Below are 16,168 nucleotides of genomic sequence, written 5' to 3' on the forward strand. Positions count from 1 at the left end.
AGTGGCCTCATCGCGTGATGACACGCAGCCACTCTTGCATCAGGAGCTTCTATGACACTGCGTCTTGGCGACATCGCCCCCGACTTTGAACAGGCGTCCAGCGACGGCAACATCCGTTTTCATGACTGGCTGGGTAACAGCTGGGGCGTGCTGTTTTCGCATCCGGCCGACTTTACCCCGGTGTGCACCACCGAGCTGGGACTGACCGCCAAGCTGAAGGACGAGTTTGCCCGGCGTAACGTGAAGGTGATCGCGCTGTCGGTCGATCCGGTGGCGTCGCATCTGGCGTGGATCGAGGACATCAACGACACACAGGGCACCACGGTGAATTTCCCGATCCTTGCCGATGCCGACCGCAAGGTGTCCGAGCTGTACGACCTGATCCACCCCAACGCCAGCAGCACCCATACCGTGCGTTCGGTGTTCGTGATCGATCCGGCGAAGAAGATCCGCCTGACGCTGACCTATCCGGCCAGTACCGGCCGCAATTTCAACGAGCTGCTGCGGGTGATCGATTCGCTGCAGCTGACCGAATACCACAGCGTGGCGACGCCGGCCAACTGGCAGCAGGGCGACGAGGTGGTGATCGTGCCGTCGCTGCAGGATGAAGACCTGATCCGGCAGAAATTCCCCAACGGTTATCGCGCGCTGCGACCCTATCTGCGCCTGACGCCGCAGCCGGGCTGATCCGTTTTTTTGTGGTGGCTTTACTTGTTGTCTCTGCGTTTTCTCCTCTTGGGCTTTTGTTGGCCGGGCTTGTCTGCCCGGCCGTTTTTTTGCCAGCGGGCCGTGGCGACAGCGCCCGCTGCGCCACGGCTCAGGACACGGCGTCGATATCGGCGTAGCGCTCGTGGATCGCCATGATCTGGTCCAGGTGGTCGTGGAGCGCCTGCACGCAGTCGGCGTCCAGCTTGCCGGCCTGAACCATGCGGTCCAGCTCGGCCAGCGCATTGTTCGGTGACCAGACCGGCTTGTACGGCCGGATTGCCGTCAGCGCATCGAAGATGTCGGCCACCGTCACGATGCGGGCCTCCAGCGGGATGGCGTCCTGTCGCAGCTGCCGCGGATAGCCGGAGCCATCAAGGTATTCGTGATGGCAGTGCACGATGTTGCGCAGGATGGTGGAGTCCGGCAGGCGCTGGTGCGTACCGGTGCCCACGATGCGGTCGATGATCTGTATCCCCTTGTCGACATGGGTTTCCATGATGGCGCGCTCGGCCGGATCGAGCCGGCCCGGCTTGAGCAGCACCTTGTCGGGGATGCCGATCTTGCCGATATCGTGCAGCGACGAAAACAGGTACACGCACTCCACGAACTCGTCATTGCGGCCGTAGCGCGGCGCGACGGCCCGGGCAATCACGCGCGAGTAGCGTGCCATGCGCTCCAGGTGGGAGCCGGTTTCAAAATCGCGCACCTCGGCCAGCTCGCGGGCCACCCGCGTCGCCTCCAGTACCGAGCGCACGGCGGACAGCTCGCTCGCAATCGCCATGCTGATCAGGCTGGTATACAGCACCAGATCGCGCTGCACCTGCGGACTGAAGGCGGCCGCCTGCATCGAATCGAAGAACACGAAACCGGCGAGGCTGCCGCCATCGTAGAAGGGCACCGTGAACGACGAGCGGTAACCCTGCTCGCGCAGCCAGGTGCTGTGCACGGTATCGGACAGCAGCGCGTGCTCGATGTTGTCGAGCACGCGGAATTCGCCGCTGGCGGCCAGGGCGCTCAGTGCGTGGCTGTCGGACAACTTGTATTCGTAACTGGTGATAGCCTTGCCCGCGCGGGTGCTGTTGATGAAGGTCTTGAGTACGTCGTCATTCTCGTCATACAGCGCACAGGCGATGCGATCGACCACTGGCACCGTTTCCAGCAGGCGGTCGTGCAACTCGTGGAGACGCTGGCTGAGCGTGTCGTCGTGAAGATTCAGGGCCATCATCAGGAACTGCGGGGTTACGGTCATCAAGACTGGCTTTCAAGGGTTAACGTCACAACAGGGCGGGAGTCAGCGCTACCTTAATACGCATCACGACTGCAAGCCATCCCTAATCCATTCCAGCGTGGTTTTATCCGCGATCCGCCGCGTGCATGGTGGCCGGTTGCAGCGCGGCACGCTGGCGATGGTGTCGCCGGCAGCGCAGACCCGCTGGCGGCCGCGACAGAGCCGACTATCCTGAACACAGACATTCCCCGCATCCGCCGGCCACAGGAGGCCGGCTGCTGCGCCGCGTGTTTCCCCACCGCGCCGGCCGCGTCCGGCGATTTCGATGCCCGAAGGAGAATGCGATGACCACTCCCTACCAACGTCTGGACAAGGACAACGCTGCCGTGCTGCTGGTGGATCACCAGGCCGGCCTGCTGTCGCTGGTACGCGATATCGACCCCGACAAGTTCAAGAACAACGTGCTGGCACTGGGCGATCTGGCCCGGTACTTCAAGCTGCCGACCATCCTGACCACCAGTTTCGAAAGCGGCCCCAACGGCCCGCTGGTGCCGGAGCTGAAAGCGCAGTTTCCGGATGCGCCGTACATTGCCCGTCCCGGCCAGATCAACGCCTGGGACAACGCCGACTTTGTGCAGGCGGTCAAGGCCACCGGCAAGCGGCAGCTGATCCTTGCCGGGGTGGTGACCGAAGTGTGCGTCGCCTTCCCGGCGCTGTCGGCGCTCGAGGAAGGCTTTGAGGTGTTCGTGGTCACCGATGCCTCCGGCACCTTCAACGACATCACCCGCCAGGCCGCCTGGGCGCGCATGTCGCAGGCGGGCGCCCAGCTGATGACCTGGTTCGGCGTGGCCTGCGAGCTGCATCGTGACTGGCGCAACGACATCGAGGGCCTGGGCACGCTGTTCTCGAACCACATCCCGGACTACCGCAACCTGATCACCAGCTACACCACGCTGAGCGCCGGCAAGTAGGCCATACGACAAGGGCCACCTTGCAGTGGCCCTTGTCGTGCGTAGCGCGGTCGCCGCCTCGCCGGCAGGATGGCTCAGGGCGCCGGGTTGGGAATCGCCTGGTGGATGGCGTCGATGGCGGCCAACGTTGCCGCATCCAGCGTCAGTTCGGCGCTGGCAATGTTTTCCTCCAGCTGCGCCAGCGTGGTGGCGCCGATGATGTTGCTGGTCACGAACGGCCGGCTATTGACGTAGGCCAGCGCCAGCTGTGCCGGCGACAGGCCGCGCTCGCGCGCCAGCGCCACGTAGCGCGCGGTGGCCGCTTCCGCCTGCGGGTTGGTGTAGCGGGTGAAGCGGTCGAACAGCGTCAGCCGCGCGCCCTGCGGCTGGGCGCCGTCCAGGTATTTGCCGGACAGCACGCCGAAGGCCAGCGGCGAGTAGGCCAGCAGCCCCACCTGTTCGCGGTGGCTGAATTCGGCCAGTCCCACTTCATAGCTGCGGTTGAGCAGGCTGTACGGGTTCTGGATGCTGGCCACGCGCGGCAGATCATGGCGCTCGGCCAGCGCCAGGAACTGCGCCAGACCCCACGGCGTTTCGTTGGAAACACCAATCGCGCGCACCTTGCCGGCGGCGACGAAATCCTGCAGCACGCGCAGGGTTTCCTCGATGGCGACGCTGCCCGGTGCATCGTCCTGCCACGGGTAGCCCAGCTGGCCGAAGTAGTTGGTGCTGCGGTCCGGCCAGTGCAGCTGGTACAGGTCGACATGATCGGTCTGCAGCCGGCGCAGGCTGTCGTGCAGCGCCTGGGTCAGGTTGGCGCGGTCGAAGTGCACCTTGCCGTCGCGGATATGGCCGGGGCGTTTCGGGTCGCTGCTCGGCCCCGCCGCCTTGGTGGCCAGCACGATGCGCTCGCGGCGGCCACCCTTGGCCAGCCAGCTGCCGATATGGCTTTCGGTACGACCCTGGGTGTCGGCCCTGGGGGGCACCGGGTACATCTCGGCGGTGTCGATCAGGTTGATGCCGCGCTCCAGGGCCAGATCCAGCTGGCTGTGGGCGTCGGCTTCGCTGTTCTGTTCGCCCCAGGTCATGGTGCCCAGCGAGATCAGGCTGACGTGGATGCCGCTGCGGCCGAGTGGTCGGAATTCCATGGTTAGGGTTGCCTTGTGGTTGGGTGGTGACGTTACGGTGCCACAGTGGCACGGCCGGGGCCAGCGCCAGGATCAGGCGCGGCGCTGCCTGCCGGTCAAAGTCCCGCGACTTGACCCGGCCTGCCAGTCATTTGAAGCCGTGCATCTTCGTTTCGACCAGGCTACGCCGATGGTAGCCACGCTACTTTTTCCGATGCCGGTGCTGCCCACCAGAAGGTGCAGGCAACCCTGCTTCTCCTGTACCGGGATGCGAACCTGCAGGTCTTTCTGCCGGCGGGAAAACGTGCTGAAGTCGGGAACGGCCCAGTCGAGCCCAACCAGGCGAAGCAGGCTTTCGACCATGCCTGTCGCTTGCAGTAGTGCCAGGCCAAAGAGGTACTTGATGGTGAGACAGAACTGAATGGCGGCATCGGCGAAGGTTGGCTGATGTCCACGCTTGCCAGTGGCGGGTGCCAGCCAGTTCATGTCTTTATCGAGTCAGACGTACACAAGCGCCGATTTGTGCAACAAAGCCCATGGGGGTGACTCCTGTATTTGGAAACACCATATTAATTGCCGCCGGTTTTTTATTTAAATCATATTAATTTCGAATGAATGCCGGATTGTTCATTAGCAGGTATTGATATTTGATTGCCAGGATTAATTGGCGGTGCCGGTCATTAAATAAAAAAGGTTGGCCGCAATCCCGTTGCGGCCAACCTGGGGTGCTACCCGGTCAAACTCAGCGCTTGGCCAGTTGCTGCACCACCGCCACCAGCGTGTCGATCTCCTCGCAGGTGTTGTAGAACGCCAGCGATGGCCGCACCGTCGCCTCCAGCCCGAAACGGCGCAGGATCGGCTGCGCGCAGTGGTGGCCGGAGCGCACCGCGATGCCTTGCTGGTTCAGCGCGCGGCCGATTTCCTCGGTGCGGTAGCCGGGCAGCACGAAGGACAGCACGCTGGCCTTGTGCTCGGCGGTGCCGATCAGGCGTAGCCCCGGCACGCTCTGCAGGCCGCGGGTGGCGTAGACCAGCAGGTCGTGCTCGTAGCGGGCGATGTTGTCCAGGCCGATGCGCTCCACGTAGTCGATGGCGGCGCCCAGCCCCACCGCGTCGGCGATGTTGCCGGTACCGGCCTCGAACTTGTTGGGCGCCGGCTGGTACAGCGTCTTCTCGAAAGTGACGTCGGCAATCATATTGCCGCCACCCTGCCACGGCGGCATCGCGTCCAGCAGCGCCGCCTTGCCGTACACCACGCCGATGCCGGTCGGCGCGAACACCTTGTGCCCGGAGAACACGAAGAAGTCCGCGTCCAGCGCCTGCACGTTGACGCGCAGGTGCGATACCGACTGCGCGCCGTCCACCAGCACCCGCGCCCCGGCGGCGTGCGCCAGCGCGATGACCTCGGCCACCGGGGTGACCGTGCCCAGCGCGTTGGACACCTGGGTGATGGCCACCAGCCTGGTGCGGCTGTTCAAGAGCTGACGGTACTCGTCGAGCAGGATCTGGCCGCTGTCATCCACCGGAATCACGCGGATGCGTGCGCCGACGCTGGCCGCCAGCTGCTGCCACGGCACGATGTTGGCGTGGTGCTCCAAGTTGGAGACGATGATCTCGTCACCGGCGCCGATGTTCTGCCGCCCCCAGGTGTTGGCCACCAGGTTGATCGCCTCGGTGGCACCGCGCACGAAGATGATCTCTTCGGGCGTGGCCGCGCCGATGAAGCGCGCCACCTTGTTGCGGGCGGCTTCGTAGGCGTCGGTGGCGCGGGCGGCCAGCTCGTGCGCCGCGCGGTGGATGTTGGAGTTCTCGTGCTGGTAGAAATAGGCCAGCCGGTCGATCACCGACTGCGGCTTGTGCGTGGTGGCGGCGTTGTCCAGCCAGATCAGCGGCTTGCCGTTGACGCGCTCCGCCAGAATCGGGAAGTCGCGGCGGATGGCGTTGACGTCAAAGCCGTGCTGACGGCTGGCGACGTGGCGGTCGAAGTCCGGTGCCTTGTCCAGCTTCACTGCCGGTTCCAGGAAATAGAACTGGCTGCTGGCGGGTGCGGCAGCGGGCGCCGGTGCGGCAGGCTGCTGGCGGCTGTCGCCGGCCAGCAGTGCGCGCAGCACGTCCTCGCCCGGCAGGCCGAAGGACTGCGCGGTGACGCGGTCGTCCACGCCGGGCAGCGGCGCGGCCGGCGTGCTGCCGGCCAGCTCGCCGTAGCGGCCGCCCTCGCTCACGAAGTAGTACGGTGACGAGGCCGGTGCGCCGCCTGCCGTCGGCGCCGACGGCTGCGCTGCGGCCAGCTGTGGCACGTTGGCCGCATAGCCTTCCGGCACGGCGTAGGCCGCCGGATCGCGCAGGCCGCCACCGGCCGGGGCTGCCGGCATGGTGGCCGTCAGCGGCTGGATCGCCGGCTGGGCCGCACTGGCCGGCGGGGTCAGCGTGCCGCTGTCCGCCGGTGTCTGGCCGGGCAGGCTGCTGAAGAAGGCGTTGGCCAGCCGCGCCAGCTCGCCCGCATCCGGCAGGCCGTCGGGCTTACTTGTAAGTGTCTGGATAGTCATGGTACTTGCCAATCTCCACGTCTTCGAGCACCGCCAGTGCGTCTTCGGTCAGCACCGCCAGCGAGCAATACAGCGAAATCAGGTAGGACGCGATGGCGTTGCGGTTGATGCCCATGAAGCGCACCGACAGCCCAGGGCTCTGTTCGCCGGCCACGCCCGGCTGGTACAGGCCGACCACGCCCTGGCGCTTGTCGCCCACGCGCAAGAGCAGGATCTTGGTCTTGCCGTTTTCGTCGATCGGCAGCTTGTCCGACGGGATGATGGGCACGCCGCGCCAGGTGATGAACTGCGAGCCGAACAGGCTGACGGTCGGCGGCGGTACGCCACGGCGGGTGCACTCGCGGCCGAAGGCGGCAATCGCCAGCGGGTGGGCGAGGAAGAAGCCCGGCTCTTTCCACACCTTGGTCAGCAGCTCGTCAAAGTCGTCCGGCGTCGGCGCGCCGGTGAGGGTGCTGAGCCGCTGGCTGTCGTCGACATTGGCCAAGAGGCCGTATTCCGGGTTGTTGATCAGCTCGGATTCCTGACGTTCCTTGATGGTCTCGATGGTCAGTCGCAGCTGTTCCTTGATCTGGTCGTGCGGGCTGCTGTACAGGTCGGAGACGCGGGTGTGCACGTCCAGCACCGTGGTCACCGCATTGAGGAACAGCTCGCGCGGCTGGTCTTCGTAGTCGACGAAGGTTTGCGGCAGCTCGGCTTCGTCGCGCTGCGAGCACGCGACACGCATATTGCCCGCGTTTTTCACGCGGTTGAGGCGGAAGATGCCGGCCTCGACCGGCGTCCACTGCAGCAGGTGTACCAGCCAGCGCGGGCTGATGGTGGACAGTTGCGGGACGGTCTTGGTGGCGTTCGCCAGCTGGCGGGCGGCGTTGTCGCCCAGTGCCAGTTGGGCATCCTGATGTTCGGCCATGATGGTTCCTTGTGTGGCGTTGGTTGCGGTAAAAAAGGGTGGCGGCTAGCGGGCGAGATGCTGCGTGCCGGTAATGTTCTGGCTGTTGGCCTGGGTAATGTGGCTACCGGGCAGCACGTCGCGGGTGAGCCAGACATTGCCGCCGATGGTGGCGCCCTGGCCGATGGTGATGCGCCCCAGCAGGGTGGCGCCGGCGTAGATCACCACGTCGTCTTCCACGATCGGGTGGCGCGGCTGGCCTTTTTCCAGCTTGCCGTCGGCGTCGCTGTTAAAGCGTTTGGCACCCAGCGTCACCGCCTGGTACAGCCGTACCCGCTCGCCGATGACGGCGGTTTCGCCGATCACCACGCCGGTGCCGTGGTCGATGAAAAAGCCCTTGCCGATCTGCGCGCCGGGGTGGATGTCGATGCCGGTTTCCGAGTGCGCGATTTCGGCCAGAATGCGCGCCACCAGCGGCACCCCGGCGCGGTACAGGTAGTGCGCCAGACGGTGGTAGATGATGGCGGTGATGCCGGGGTAGCACAGCAGCACCTCGTCCACGCTGCGTGCCGCCGGATCGCCGAGGTAGGCGGCGTGCACGTCGGCATCCAGCACGCGGCGCAGCGCGGGCAGTGCGGTGGCCAGGCCCTTGGCAATCGCCACCGCCTGCGTTTCGCTGCGGCTATCGCTCAGCCCCTGCAGCCGCGCCGAGTAGCTCAGCTCCAGCTGCAGCTGCCTGACCAGCGCATCCAGTGCCTGCGCTAGGGTGTGGCCGACGTAAAAGTCTTCGCTGCTTTCGCTCAGCTCCGGCGGCCCCAGCCGCATCGGAAACAGCACGCCGCACAGCGCGTTGGCGATGTCGCGCAGCGCATCGCGCGCCGGGAACTCGCGCCCGCCCAGCTCGCGGGTGCGGCCATGGGCCTGGCGCCAGGCCTGGCGTGCGCTGCGCAGCTCGCGCACGATGCTCTCGATGCCCCAGCTCTGTTGATGACTGGCCAGGTTCAGCCAGCTTTTGGCACGATCATTCATGTAAGCCGCTCCAGTAAAAGGGTCTTGCTAGTCTTGCTGCCACGGCAGGCGGTGGTGACGCCAGCCACCGACATCGCCACGGCGGTTCTGCTCGTCCAGATCGCCTTCGAAGCCTTCCAGTACGTTGAATACCTGGCTGAAACCGGCGCGGGTGGCCGCCTCGGCGGCGGCGGCGGAGCGCTTGCCGCTGCGGCACAGCAGCACGATCACGCTGTCCTTGCCGCCGGCCTTGCTTTCCAGCTCGCGCAGGAAGCGCGGGTTCCTGAGCAGCGCGGTACCGCTTTGCCACGCCACGTGCAGCGAGCCGGGCACGTGGCCGACAAACTTGCGCTCTTCCACGGTGCGCACATCGACCAGCCGCGCGACGTTGGCCGCAAGCAGCGACCACGCTTCCTGCGGATACAGGCAGCCGGCGTAATCGAGTCCGGCGGCCTGCGCCCGCTCGCGGGCAGTGGCCAGCAGCAGCGCGGCATCCGTCGCACTGGCGGCGGAGGGAGTAAGGGGTGTTGGGTTCTCTGGCATGACAATTTCCTGGTGAGCCGTGTTGCCGGGGTGGAACCACTATACGGTTGCCGTTCGCGGCGACTAACTAAGAAAATCCGATTTGAATATCTGGTGACCGGGTGCAATGCTTTTCAGGAAATCTGCATTGGAAAAGCCGCCAGCAAGGTGGCGGCATCTGAAGCGCCCAACTCTAGAGCCGCGATGGCATCTTTAAGCATTAAATACTTGGCGACGTCCTCAGCCTCGGCCGCGATCATGTCTTCCAGCAGTGGCTCGCGGATCACGATGCTTTTGGCGCGCTTGCCGGCAATGGCAATGCCCTGCGGAAGGGTGGCAGTGAAGGTTTTGAGTTCAGACATGGCCAGCTCCGGTTATGGGTTCGGGATGCTGGCATTGTGGGTGGGGGCGAGGGTAAAACAGCGGTGGAAAAGGCGGCGCGGCTACGGCTCGTAAATTACAATGTCGTTATGGTTTGATTCGATGGATAGCAAAATGAGTATCGAGAATAGTATCGAGAATGCGAAATACAATGAGTGGTTCAAAGACTATCAGTGGAAAGACTGCAAGCTGGATAGGGAAGAGCATGGCAAGTTCCTGGCCAACTATCTGGCCAGTGAAAAGCATGGCTTGGTACTGAATCTGGATGGCAGTTGGGGTACAGGGAAGACCGACTTTCTACGTCGCATGTATGTCCATCTGCTACAACAAGGTCATCCTGTTATCTATATCGATGCTTGGGAAAGTGACTTTTCTCGCGAGCCGCTGATGGTGGTCGCCAGCGAATTGCTGCGACAGCTCCAAAATTTGAATCAAAATATTGGTAATGAAGAGGCTTATCAGAAAGTTGCGGCTAAATTTGCAGGATTTCTGAAAGGTGCTGTCATTTTTGGCAGTTCTGCACTCACCAAGAAATTTTTTGGTGATCCCGAAATGGGAAAGATTTTTGCTGAACAAACAATGGGCCATGTCTCACATGAAAGTATGTTGACGCTTAGCCAACTTCATAGTGAGCAGGTGGACGCAATCAAGATGATTCGTCAGGAATTGTCAGGCTTGGCGGAGGTGTTGCAAACCAATTTCAGCTATAAAATACCGGTGGTGGTTTTGATTGATGAGCTAGACCGTTGTCGGTCAGATTATTCTATTGAAATGCTTGAGGTGATTAAGCATTTTTTCAATACGGATAATTTTGTTTTTATGGTTGCATCCGATACGTTTGAGTTATGTAAATCAATATCTGTAGTTTATGGTAGTAATTTTAGTTCTGAAAAATATCTCAGACGTTTTTTTAGTAGAACAGCTAGGCTGGAAAAGCCTGATGTGCCATCCTTTGTACAAGGCATGTTTGATGATATTTCATCTGGAATCCATCTTGTAAGTACAGATCCACTATCTACAGGTATAGGGCTGGAGTTTATTTTCTCACGGCTTTGTTTGGAACGTGACCAGAATATCGGCTTGCGGGATGTTGAGCAGATTGCAGTAAAATTGAAAGCGGTCTATGCGCAGGCATCAGCGTACGGTAAGGTTGAGGGAGAAATTCAGTATGTCAATTTTACTGTCTTGGCTATGGGTTTGATCTGGCATCATTTTGATCATTCTGGATTTGGTTTTGGTAGTGGCTCTTATAGTATGAAGTCTAGCGAACCGATCTTTGATTCCTTTGTTATGCATGAGTTGCTTAGCATCTGCCTAACGATGGTTACGTATGATTTTAGATTGTATGAAAATATCGGCGACACTTTGATTGATAGGTTCAGAACCTTGATTCAGCGTAAGCCTAGTGCTGCTAATATTGGAAAACTTTATTCTGATTTTTCCGATTTTTTAAGGGGTGTTAATTTTAGAGGTACGCATGCGGAAGCACGATACATTGTTGATAGTGGCAAATGGTGGATGCTTGATGACTATCAGAACGTAATCACTCTTAGTGGAAGTCTGAAATAAAAAACCCCGCCAGCTGGCGGGGTTTACGTTTGACCTGATCGCGGATCAGACCAGCTCAGCCGGCGCACCGGTAAAGGTGATGTCAATCTCCTTGCCCTTCATCTCCACCTCGCCCTCGGTACCGGCTTGGCGCACTAGGTAGGTCTGGCCGCTGTCGGTTTCAAACACCACGGTGGCATCGCTGATCTGCTGCAGCGCCGCCACGTCGGTGTCGCTGGTATGCAGCAGCGTGCACTTGATTTCTCCCGGCTTGATCTCCTCCACGCTGTGGCCGGCAAAGCCGTTCGAATCCGTCTCCGCCTTCTTGATCGGGCCGCCGACCTTGAGCGAGGCGCCCAGCTTGGAGCGTAGTGTGGCGCCGTTGAGCTTGATCGTGGCTTGGTCGGCAGCGTCGCTGTGGTGTCTAAAATTCCCTAGGGTAATAACAAAACCATTTTTAATCGTTTTTGGTTTTGTGCGGGCTTGGCTAGATTGGGGTGGTTCGCAGGCCGTTTGCCTGCGCTGTGGCAAGCAGCACTGCCCGTTACCCGTCAGGAGCCTCCCATGTCGCAACCCCCGTCACTCAATCTGCCCTTGCTCACGCTGAGCGATCTGGACGGCAGTCCCGCCCGGCGCGCCGCCTTCCTGCGCGACTTGCGTGCCGCGGCGCGCGATGTCGGTTTCTTCTACCTGAACGGTCACGGCATTGCCGAGGCGCAGGCGGCGCGGGTGCTGGCCGCAGCGCGTGATTTCTTTGCCCTGCCGCAGGCGGACAAGCGCGCGGTGGACATGGTGCAGTCGCCGCATTTTCGCGGTTACACCGCCGCCGGCCACGAGATCACCCGCCAGCAGCCGGACTGGCGCGAGCAGTTCGACATCGGTGCCGAACGCCCGCCGCTGGCCGCGGACAAGGTGGTCCCGGTGTGGGCGCGCTTGCAGGGGCCGAACCAGTGGCCGGCGGCGCTGCCGGCGCTGCGCCCGGCCTTGCTGGCGTGGCAGGCGGAACTGACCACGGTGTCGATCCGTCTGCTGCGGGCCTTTGCCGAGGCGCTGCAGCAGCCGGCCGACAGCTTTGACGACGCCTTTCTCGCCGCGCCGATCCAGCACCTGAAAATCATCCGCTACCCCGGCCAGGAGCAGACGCCGAGCGATCAGGGCGTCGGCGCGCACAAGGACAGCGGTTTCCTGACCCTGTTGCTGCAGGACCGCGAAGCCGGGCTGCAGGTGGAGACCGCCAGCGGCTGGGTCGATGCGCCGCCGGTGGCCGGCACCTTCATCGTCAATATCGGCGAAGCGCTGGAGCTGGCCTCCAACGGCTATCTGCGCGCCACCGTGCACCGCGTGCTCAGCCCGGCGGCGGGGCGCGAGCGGCTGTCGGTGGCGTTTTTCCTCGGCCCGCGGCTGGATGCCACGGTGCCGCTGCTGCCGCTGACACCGGAGCTGGCGCGCGAGGCGCCCGGCCCGGCGACCGATCCGGCCAACCCGCTGTTTTACGAAACCGGTTTCAACATGCTCAAGGGCCGCCTGCGCTCGCACCCGGAGGTGGCGCGCCGCCACTACGCCGACGTGCTGGCCGCCAGCGCCTGAACCTCTCTGTGCCACTACCCGAAGGAAACACCATGAAACACCGTTCGCTGTTGTCCGCCACCGCCGTGGCGCTGCTGTTTGCCGTGTCGGCCCACGCCGAGGTCCTCACCATCGGTGCCGAGGCAGTGCCGCACGCCGAGATTCTCGACCAGGTCAAGGCCCGGCTGGCCAAGGACGGCGTGGAGCTGAAGGTCCGCGTGTTCACCAACGGCCTGCAGGAAAACTTCGCCGTCGCCAGCAAGGAAATCGACGCCAACTACTTCCAGCACCAGCCCTTCCTCGACGGCTTCAACAAGGGCAAGGGCACCTCGCTGGTGACGGTGGCGGCGATCCATGTCGAGCCGTTCGGCGCCTACTCGCGCAAGTACCGCAAGCTGGCCGAGCTGCCGGATGGCGCGGTGGTCGGCATCCCCAATGATCCGTCCAACGCCGCGCGCGCCCTGTTGCTGCTGCAGAAACAGGGCCTGATCACGCTGAAGGACCCGGGCAATATCCTGGCCACCGCCCGCGACGTGATTGCCAATCCGAAAAAGCTGCAGCTGAAGGAGCTGGAGGCGGCGACGCTGCCGCGGCTGCTGACGCAGCTGGATCTGGCGCTGATCAATACCAACTACGCGCTGCAGGCCGGGCTGAAGCCGACGCAAGACGCGCTGTTCATCGAGGACAAGCGCTCGCCGTACGCCAACATCCTGGTGTCGCGCGCCGACAACCGGCAAAGCCCGGCACTGAAGAAACTGGTTGCCGCGCTGACCACGCCGGAGGTGCGCCAGTTTATCGAGCAGAAATACCAGGGTGCGGTGGTGCCGGTGTTCTGAGCCGCAGCGCGGCGGGCATCACACCGGGCGCTGCCGCATGGCAGCGCCTGTTTTTTTGCCTTGGCGGTCGCGGTTTTGATATCACAAAAAGTAATGAAAAAATCAATTTATATCGTTTTTGGTTTTTAAGTGGGCGCACTACACTGGCTTCCTGCCAGCGCAAAAGGCGCGGCCGAACACTGAAACACCCACGCCGGGTCTGCGAGAAAGCCACCATGATTCAAGTACGAGACCTGACCAAACACTACAGCCACCACGGCCGCCGCGTTGCCGCCCTGGACCTGGTCAGCCTGCGCATCGACGCAGGCAGCATCTTCGGCATCATCGGCCGCTCCGGTGCCGGCAAGAGCACGCTGATCCGCTGCCTGAACCTGCTGGAGCGCCCCGACAGCGGCGAGGTGCGTATCGGCGACGACGCGCTGACCGCCTACAGCGAACGCCAGCTGCAACAGCGCCGCCAGCGCATCGGCATGGTGTTCCAGCACTTCAACCTGCTGCGCTCGCGCACGGTGGCGGCCAACGTGCGCTTTCCGCTGGAGCTGGCCGGCGAGCTGGACGCCGCGCAGATGGACGCGCGGGTGGACGAGCTGCTGGCGCTGGTCGGGCTGCAGGATCACCGGCACAAGCGCCCGGCACAGCTGTCCGGCGGCCAGAAGCAGCGGGTGGGCATTGCCCGCGCACTGGCCAACCATCCCGACGTGCTGCTGTGCGACGAGGCGACCTCGGCGCTGGACCCGGAAACCACCGACGCCATCCTGGCGCTGCTGGCCGACATCAACCGCCAGCTGCGGCTGACCATCGTGCTGATCACCCACGACATGCGCGTCATCCGACAGCTGTGCGACGAGGTGGCGGTGCTCGATCACGGCCGCGTGGTGGAGCAGGGGCGGGTGATCGACGTGTTGCTGCAGCCGCAGCACGCGGTGACGCAGAGCCTGCTGGCGGAGACCGGTTTCGGCCAGGGCGCACTGCAGGGGCAGTGGCGCGAGCGCATCAGCACGCCGGTGCTGAAGCTGACCTTTGTCGGCGAGCCGGCGCTGCAGCCGGTGCTGGACAAGGTTGGCCGCGAGACCGGCCTGCGCGTCAACCTGCTGGCCGGCACGCTGTCGGAAATCAAGGCCACGCCGTTTGGCCAGCTGCTGGCCGGGGTGGTGGCCAGCGATGTCGCGGTGTCGGCATTGCCGGACATTTTTGCCCGCGAGGGTGTGCGTTGCGAGGTGCTGTGATGACGGATTTTGACTGGAACCTGTTGCTGAGCGTGGACTGGCCGGAGATCGGCGCCGCCACGCTGGATACGCTGACCATGCTGGGGGTGTCGCTGCTGGCGACGGTGGCGCTGGGGCTGCCGCTGGGCGTGTTGCTGTACGTCACCGCCCCCGGCCAGCTGCGCGCACGGCCGCGGCTGTACGCGGTGCTGTCCTTCCTGGTGAACGTGCTGCGCTCGCTGCCGTTCGTGATCCTGCTGATCGTGCTGATTCCGCTGACGCTGCTGCTGGTCGGCACCTCCATCGGCGTCGCCGGTGCCATCGTGCCGCTGGTGGTGGGCGCGGTGCCGTTCTTCGGCCGGCTGGTGGAAAACGTGCTGCGCGAGGTCGATCGCGGCGTGATCGAGGCCAGCCAGGCGATGGGCGCACGCCTGCCTCAGATCGTGCTCAAGGTGCTGCTGCCGGAGGCGCTGCCCGGCCTGATCGGCGCGGCGACGGTGACCGCGGTAGCGCTGGTCGGCTACACCGCGATGTCCGGCGTCATCGGCGGCGGCGGGCTGGGCGACCTTGCGGTGCGCTATGGCTACCAGCGCTTCCAGACCGAGGTGATGGTCGTCACCGTGGCGCTGCTGCTGGTACTGGTGCAGCTGCTGCAATCCGCCGGCGACCGCTTGGTGCGCCGTTGTCGCTTTGACTGACGCTTTCTGATTTCTCCGCGGCCCTGGCGCCGCAACCCTTTCCCATGCTGTGCCCCTGCATGCCCTGGCCCGTCCGGCCCGGGCAGGGGGAAGCCTTACTCTCGAAAAGGAAACCATGATGACTCGCCTGACCAAACTTGCCCTTGCTTTCAGCCTTGCCGGTTTCACCTTTGCCGCCCAGGCGCAGAACGTGAAGCTGACCGTGGCCGCCTCGCCGGTGCCGCACGCCGAGCTGCTGGAGGCGCTGAAACCGACTCTCGCCAAACAGGGCGTGGATCTGGACGTGAAGGTGTTCAACGACTACGTGCTGCCCAACACCCAGGTGCAGGAAAAGCAGCTGGACGCCAACTTCTTCCAGCACATCCCGTATCTGGACAAGTTCAACAAGGACCGCGGCACCAATCTGGTGGTGGCCAGCAAACCGGTGCACATCGAGCCGTTTGCCGCCTACTCGCTGAAGGTGAAACGGGTGGCCGAGCTGAAGGACGGCGCCACGGTGGCGATTCCCAATGACCCGACCAACGCCGGCCGCGCCTTGCTGCTGCTGGATCAGGGCGGCGTGATCAAGCTGAAAAACCGCAGCAACATCTACCCGACCACCAAGGACATTGCGGCCAACCCCAAGCATCTGAAGATCAAGGAACTGGAAGCCGCCACCCTGCCGCGGGTGCTGAACCAGGTGGATCTGGCGCTGATCAACGCCAACTACGCGCTGGAAGCCAAGCTCAATCCGAAGAAGGACGGCCTGTTCACCGAGACCACCTCGCCGTACGCCAACCTGCTGGTGGCGCGTCCGGACAACAAGGACAGCGCCGCGGTGAAGAAGCTGGCGGCCGCGCTGAACAGCCCGGAAGCGAAGCGCTTCATTGAAAGCAAGTACCAGGGCGCGGTGGTACCGGCGTTCTGAGCCGGGCCGGTGGCCTGACCCCGTGGCGCCACGGTTGCCGGCGCCACGGTCAG

General features: G+C 63.4%; 16 protein-coding genes and 1 pseudogene. 8 read left to right on the forward strand and 9 right to left on the reverse strand.

The genetic code is table 11. The features are described from left to right. Positions 1-51 precede the first annotated feature (51 nt). Positions 52-687, forward strand: coding sequence for a peroxiredoxin (locus NOM55_RS00940; protein WP_047967264.1), 636 nt, complete (start codon positions 52-54; stop codon positions 685-687). Positions 688-817: 130 nt separating this feature from the next. Here the strand turns inward: NOM55_RS00940 and NOM55_RS00945 are convergent, their stop codons facing one another. Beyond that, positions 818-1,957 (reverse strand): HD domain-containing phosphohydrolase, encoded by a 1,140-nt coding sequence (locus tag NOM55_RS00945; protein WP_255907069.1) that lies wholly within the window; start codon positions 1,955-1,957, stop codon positions 818-820. Between the two features lie 323 nt (positions 1,958-2,280). Here NOM55_RS00945 and ycaC point away from each other — a divergent pair, with 323 nt between their 5' ends. Continuing rightward, positions 2,281-2,907 (forward strand): isochorismate family cysteine hydrolase YcaC, encoded by a 627-nt coding sequence (gene ycaC / locus NOM55_RS00950; protein WP_255907070.1) that lies wholly within the window; start codon positions 2,281-2,283, stop codon positions 2,905-2,907. A gap of 74 nt (positions 2,908-2,981) precedes the next feature. Here ycaC and NOM55_RS00955 read toward each other — a convergent pair whose 3' ends face one another. The 7 genes and pseudogenes from NOM55_RS00955 to NOM55_RS00985 all read right to left on the reverse strand — a co-directional run bounded on the left by NOM55_RS00955 (position 2,982) and on the right by NOM55_RS00985 (position 9,336). Then, positions 2,982-4,034, reverse strand: a complete 1,053-nt coding sequence (locus NOM55_RS00955) for an NADP(H)-dependent aldo-keto reductase (protein WP_255907073.1) — start codon at positions 4,032-4,034, stop codon at positions 2,982-2,984. Positions 4,035-4,226: 192 nt separating this feature from the next. Beyond that, positions 4,227-4,508: pseudogene (locus NOM55_RS00960) on the reverse strand (transposase); the annotation flags it as partial. A gap of 247 nt (positions 4,509-4,755) precedes the next feature. After that, positions 4,756-6,558 carry a family 2A encapsulin nanocompartment cargo protein cysteine desulfurase gene (locus tag NOM55_RS00965; protein ID WP_255907077.1) on the reverse strand — a complete coding sequence of 601 codons (1,803 nt, stop codon included), beginning with the start codon at positions 6,556-6,558 and terminating at the stop codon, positions 4,756-4,758. Then, the gene (locus NOM55_RS00970) at positions 6,533-7,465 is read right to left on the reverse strand and encodes a family 2A encapsulin nanocompartment shell protein (RefSeq protein WP_255907078.1); all 933 of its coding nucleotides are present in this window, start codon (positions 7,463-7,465) and stop codon (positions 6,533-6,535) included. Before NOM55_RS00970 ends, NOM55_RS00965 begins: the two co-directional genes overlap by 26 nt. Positions 7,466-7,510: 45 nt before the next feature. After that, positions 7,511-8,443: a serine O-acetyltransferase EpsC gene (gene epsC, locus NOM55_RS00975; protein WP_370687856.1), complete on the reverse strand. Its 933-nt coding sequence runs from the start codon at positions 8,441-8,443 to the stop codon at positions 7,511-7,513. Positions 8,444-8,500: 57 nt separating this feature from the next. Further along, positions 8,501-8,995, reverse strand: coding sequence for a rhodanese-like domain-containing protein (locus tag NOM55_RS00980; RefSeq protein WP_255907080.1), 495 nt, complete (start codon positions 8,993-8,995; stop codon positions 8,501-8,503). A gap of 113 nt (positions 8,996-9,108) precedes the next feature. Next, positions 9,109-9,336 carry a hypothetical protein gene (locus NOM55_RS00985; RefSeq protein ID WP_255907081.1) on the reverse strand — a complete coding sequence of 76 codons (228 nt, stop codon included), beginning with the start codon at positions 9,334-9,336 and terminating at the stop codon, positions 9,109-9,111. Between the two features lie 133 nt (positions 9,337-9,469). On the opposite strand from NOM55_RS00985, the gene NOM55_RS00990 reads away from it, so the two are divergent. Next, the gene (locus NOM55_RS00990) at positions 9,470-10,924 is read left to right on the forward strand and encodes a P-loop NTPase fold protein (protein ID WP_255907083.1); all 1,455 of its coding nucleotides are present in this window, start codon (positions 9,470-9,472) and stop codon (positions 10,922-10,924) included. 45 nt (positions 10,925-10,969) lie between these two features. Here NOM55_RS00990 and NOM55_RS00995 read toward each other — a convergent pair whose 3' ends face one another. Then, positions 10,970-11,434, reverse strand: a complete 465-nt coding sequence (locus NOM55_RS00995) for a phage tail tube protein (RefSeq protein ID WP_255907084.1) — start codon at positions 11,432-11,434, stop codon at positions 10,970-10,972. A gap of 33 nt (positions 11,435-11,467) precedes the next feature. On the opposite strand from NOM55_RS00995, the gene NOM55_RS01000 reads away from it, so the two are divergent. The 5 genes from NOM55_RS01000 to NOM55_RS01020 all read left to right on the forward strand — a co-directional run bounded on the left by NOM55_RS01000 (position 11,468) and on the right by NOM55_RS01020 (position 16,115). Beyond that, positions 11,468-12,490: an isopenicillin N synthase family oxygenase gene (locus NOM55_RS01000; RefSeq protein ID WP_255907085.1), complete on the forward strand. Its 1,023-nt coding sequence runs from the start codon at positions 11,468-11,470 to the stop codon at positions 12,488-12,490. 32 nt (positions 12,491-12,522) lie between these two features. Then, the gene (locus NOM55_RS01005) at positions 12,523-13,305 is read left to right on the forward strand and encodes a MetQ/NlpA family ABC transporter substrate-binding protein (protein WP_255907087.1); all 783 of its coding nucleotides are present in this window, start codon (positions 12,523-12,525) and stop codon (positions 13,303-13,305) included. A gap of 215 nt (positions 13,306-13,520) precedes the next feature. Then, entirely contained in the window at positions 13,521-14,531 is a 1,011-nt protein-coding gene (locus tag NOM55_RS01010) for a methionine ABC transporter ATP-binding protein (RefSeq protein WP_255907088.1), read from the forward strand. Next, a complete protein-coding gene (locus NOM55_RS01015) occupies positions 14,531-15,208 on the forward strand; it encodes a methionine ABC transporter permease (protein WP_047967277.1) in 678 nt (225 codons plus the stop codon). The genes NOM55_RS01010 and NOM55_RS01015 overlap by 1 nt, the downstream gene beginning before the upstream one ends. Before the next feature lie 115 nt (positions 15,209-15,323). Then, entirely contained in the window at positions 15,324-16,115 is a 792-nt protein-coding gene (locus NOM55_RS01020) for a MetQ/NlpA family ABC transporter substrate-binding protein (RefSeq protein WP_047967278.1), read from the forward strand. Positions 16,116-16,168: the final 53 nt, after the last annotated feature.

Source organism: Vogesella sp. AC12 (genome assembly GCF_024437575.1).
Taxonomy (GTDB): Bacteria; Pseudomonadota; Gammaproteobacteria; order Burkholderiales; family Chromobacteriaceae; genus Vogesella; species Vogesella indigofera.

Excerpts from the sequence above, each read along its gene's own strand:
- NOM55_RS01005 (WP_255907087.1), top strand. The coding sequence starts at position 12,523 with ATGAAACACCGTTCGCTGTTGTCCGCCACCGCCGTGGCGCTGCTGTTT.
- NOM55_RS01020 (WP_047967278.1), top strand. The coding sequence starts at position 15,324 with ATGATGACTCGCCTGACCAAACTTGCCCTTGCTTTCAGCCTTGCCGGT.
- NOM55_RS00990 (WP_255907083.1), top strand. The coding sequence starts at position 9,470 with ATGAGTATCGAGAATAGTATCGAGAATGCGAAATACAATGAGTGGTTC.
- NOM55_RS00970 (WP_255907078.1), bottom strand. The coding sequence starts at position 7,465 with ATGGCCGAACATCAGGATGCCCAACTGGCACTGGGCGACAACGCCGCC.
- NOM55_RS00985 (WP_255907081.1), bottom strand. The coding sequence starts at position 9,336 with ATGTCTGAACTCAAAACCTTCACTGCCACCCTTCCGCAGGGCATTGCC.
- ycaC (WP_255907070.1), top strand. The coding sequence starts at position 2,281 with ATGACCACTCCCTACCAACGTCTGGACAAGGACAACGCTGCCGTGCTG.
- NOM55_RS00955 (WP_255907073.1), bottom strand. The coding sequence starts at position 4,034 with ATGGAATTCCGACCACTCGGCCGCAGCGGCATCCACGTCAGCCTGATC.
- NOM55_RS00980 (WP_255907080.1), bottom strand. The coding sequence starts at position 8,995 with ATGCCAGAGAACCCAACACCCCTTACTCCCTCCGCCGCCAGTGCGACG.
- NOM55_RS00945 (WP_255907069.1), bottom strand. The coding sequence starts at position 1,957 with ATGACCGTAACCCCGCAGTTCCTGATGATGGCCCTGAATCTTCACGAC.
- NOM55_RS00940 (WP_047967264.1), top strand. The coding sequence starts at position 52 with ATGACACTGCGTCTTGGCGACATCGCCCCCGACTTTGAACAGGCGTCC.
- NOM55_RS01015 (WP_047967277.1), top strand. The coding sequence starts at position 14,531 with ATGACGGATTTTGACTGGAACCTGTTGCTGAGCGTGGACTGGCCGGAG.
- NOM55_RS01010 (WP_255907088.1), top strand. The coding sequence starts at position 13,521 with ATGATTCAAGTACGAGACCTGACCAAACACTACAGCCACCACGGCCGC.
- NOM55_RS01000 (WP_255907085.1), top strand. The coding sequence starts at position 11,468 with ATGTCGCAACCCCCGTCACTCAATCTGCCCTTGCTCACGCTGAGCGAT.
- NOM55_RS00965 (WP_255907077.1), bottom strand. The coding sequence starts at position 6,558 with ATGACTATCCAGACACTTACAAGTAAGCCCGACGGCCTGCCGGATGCG.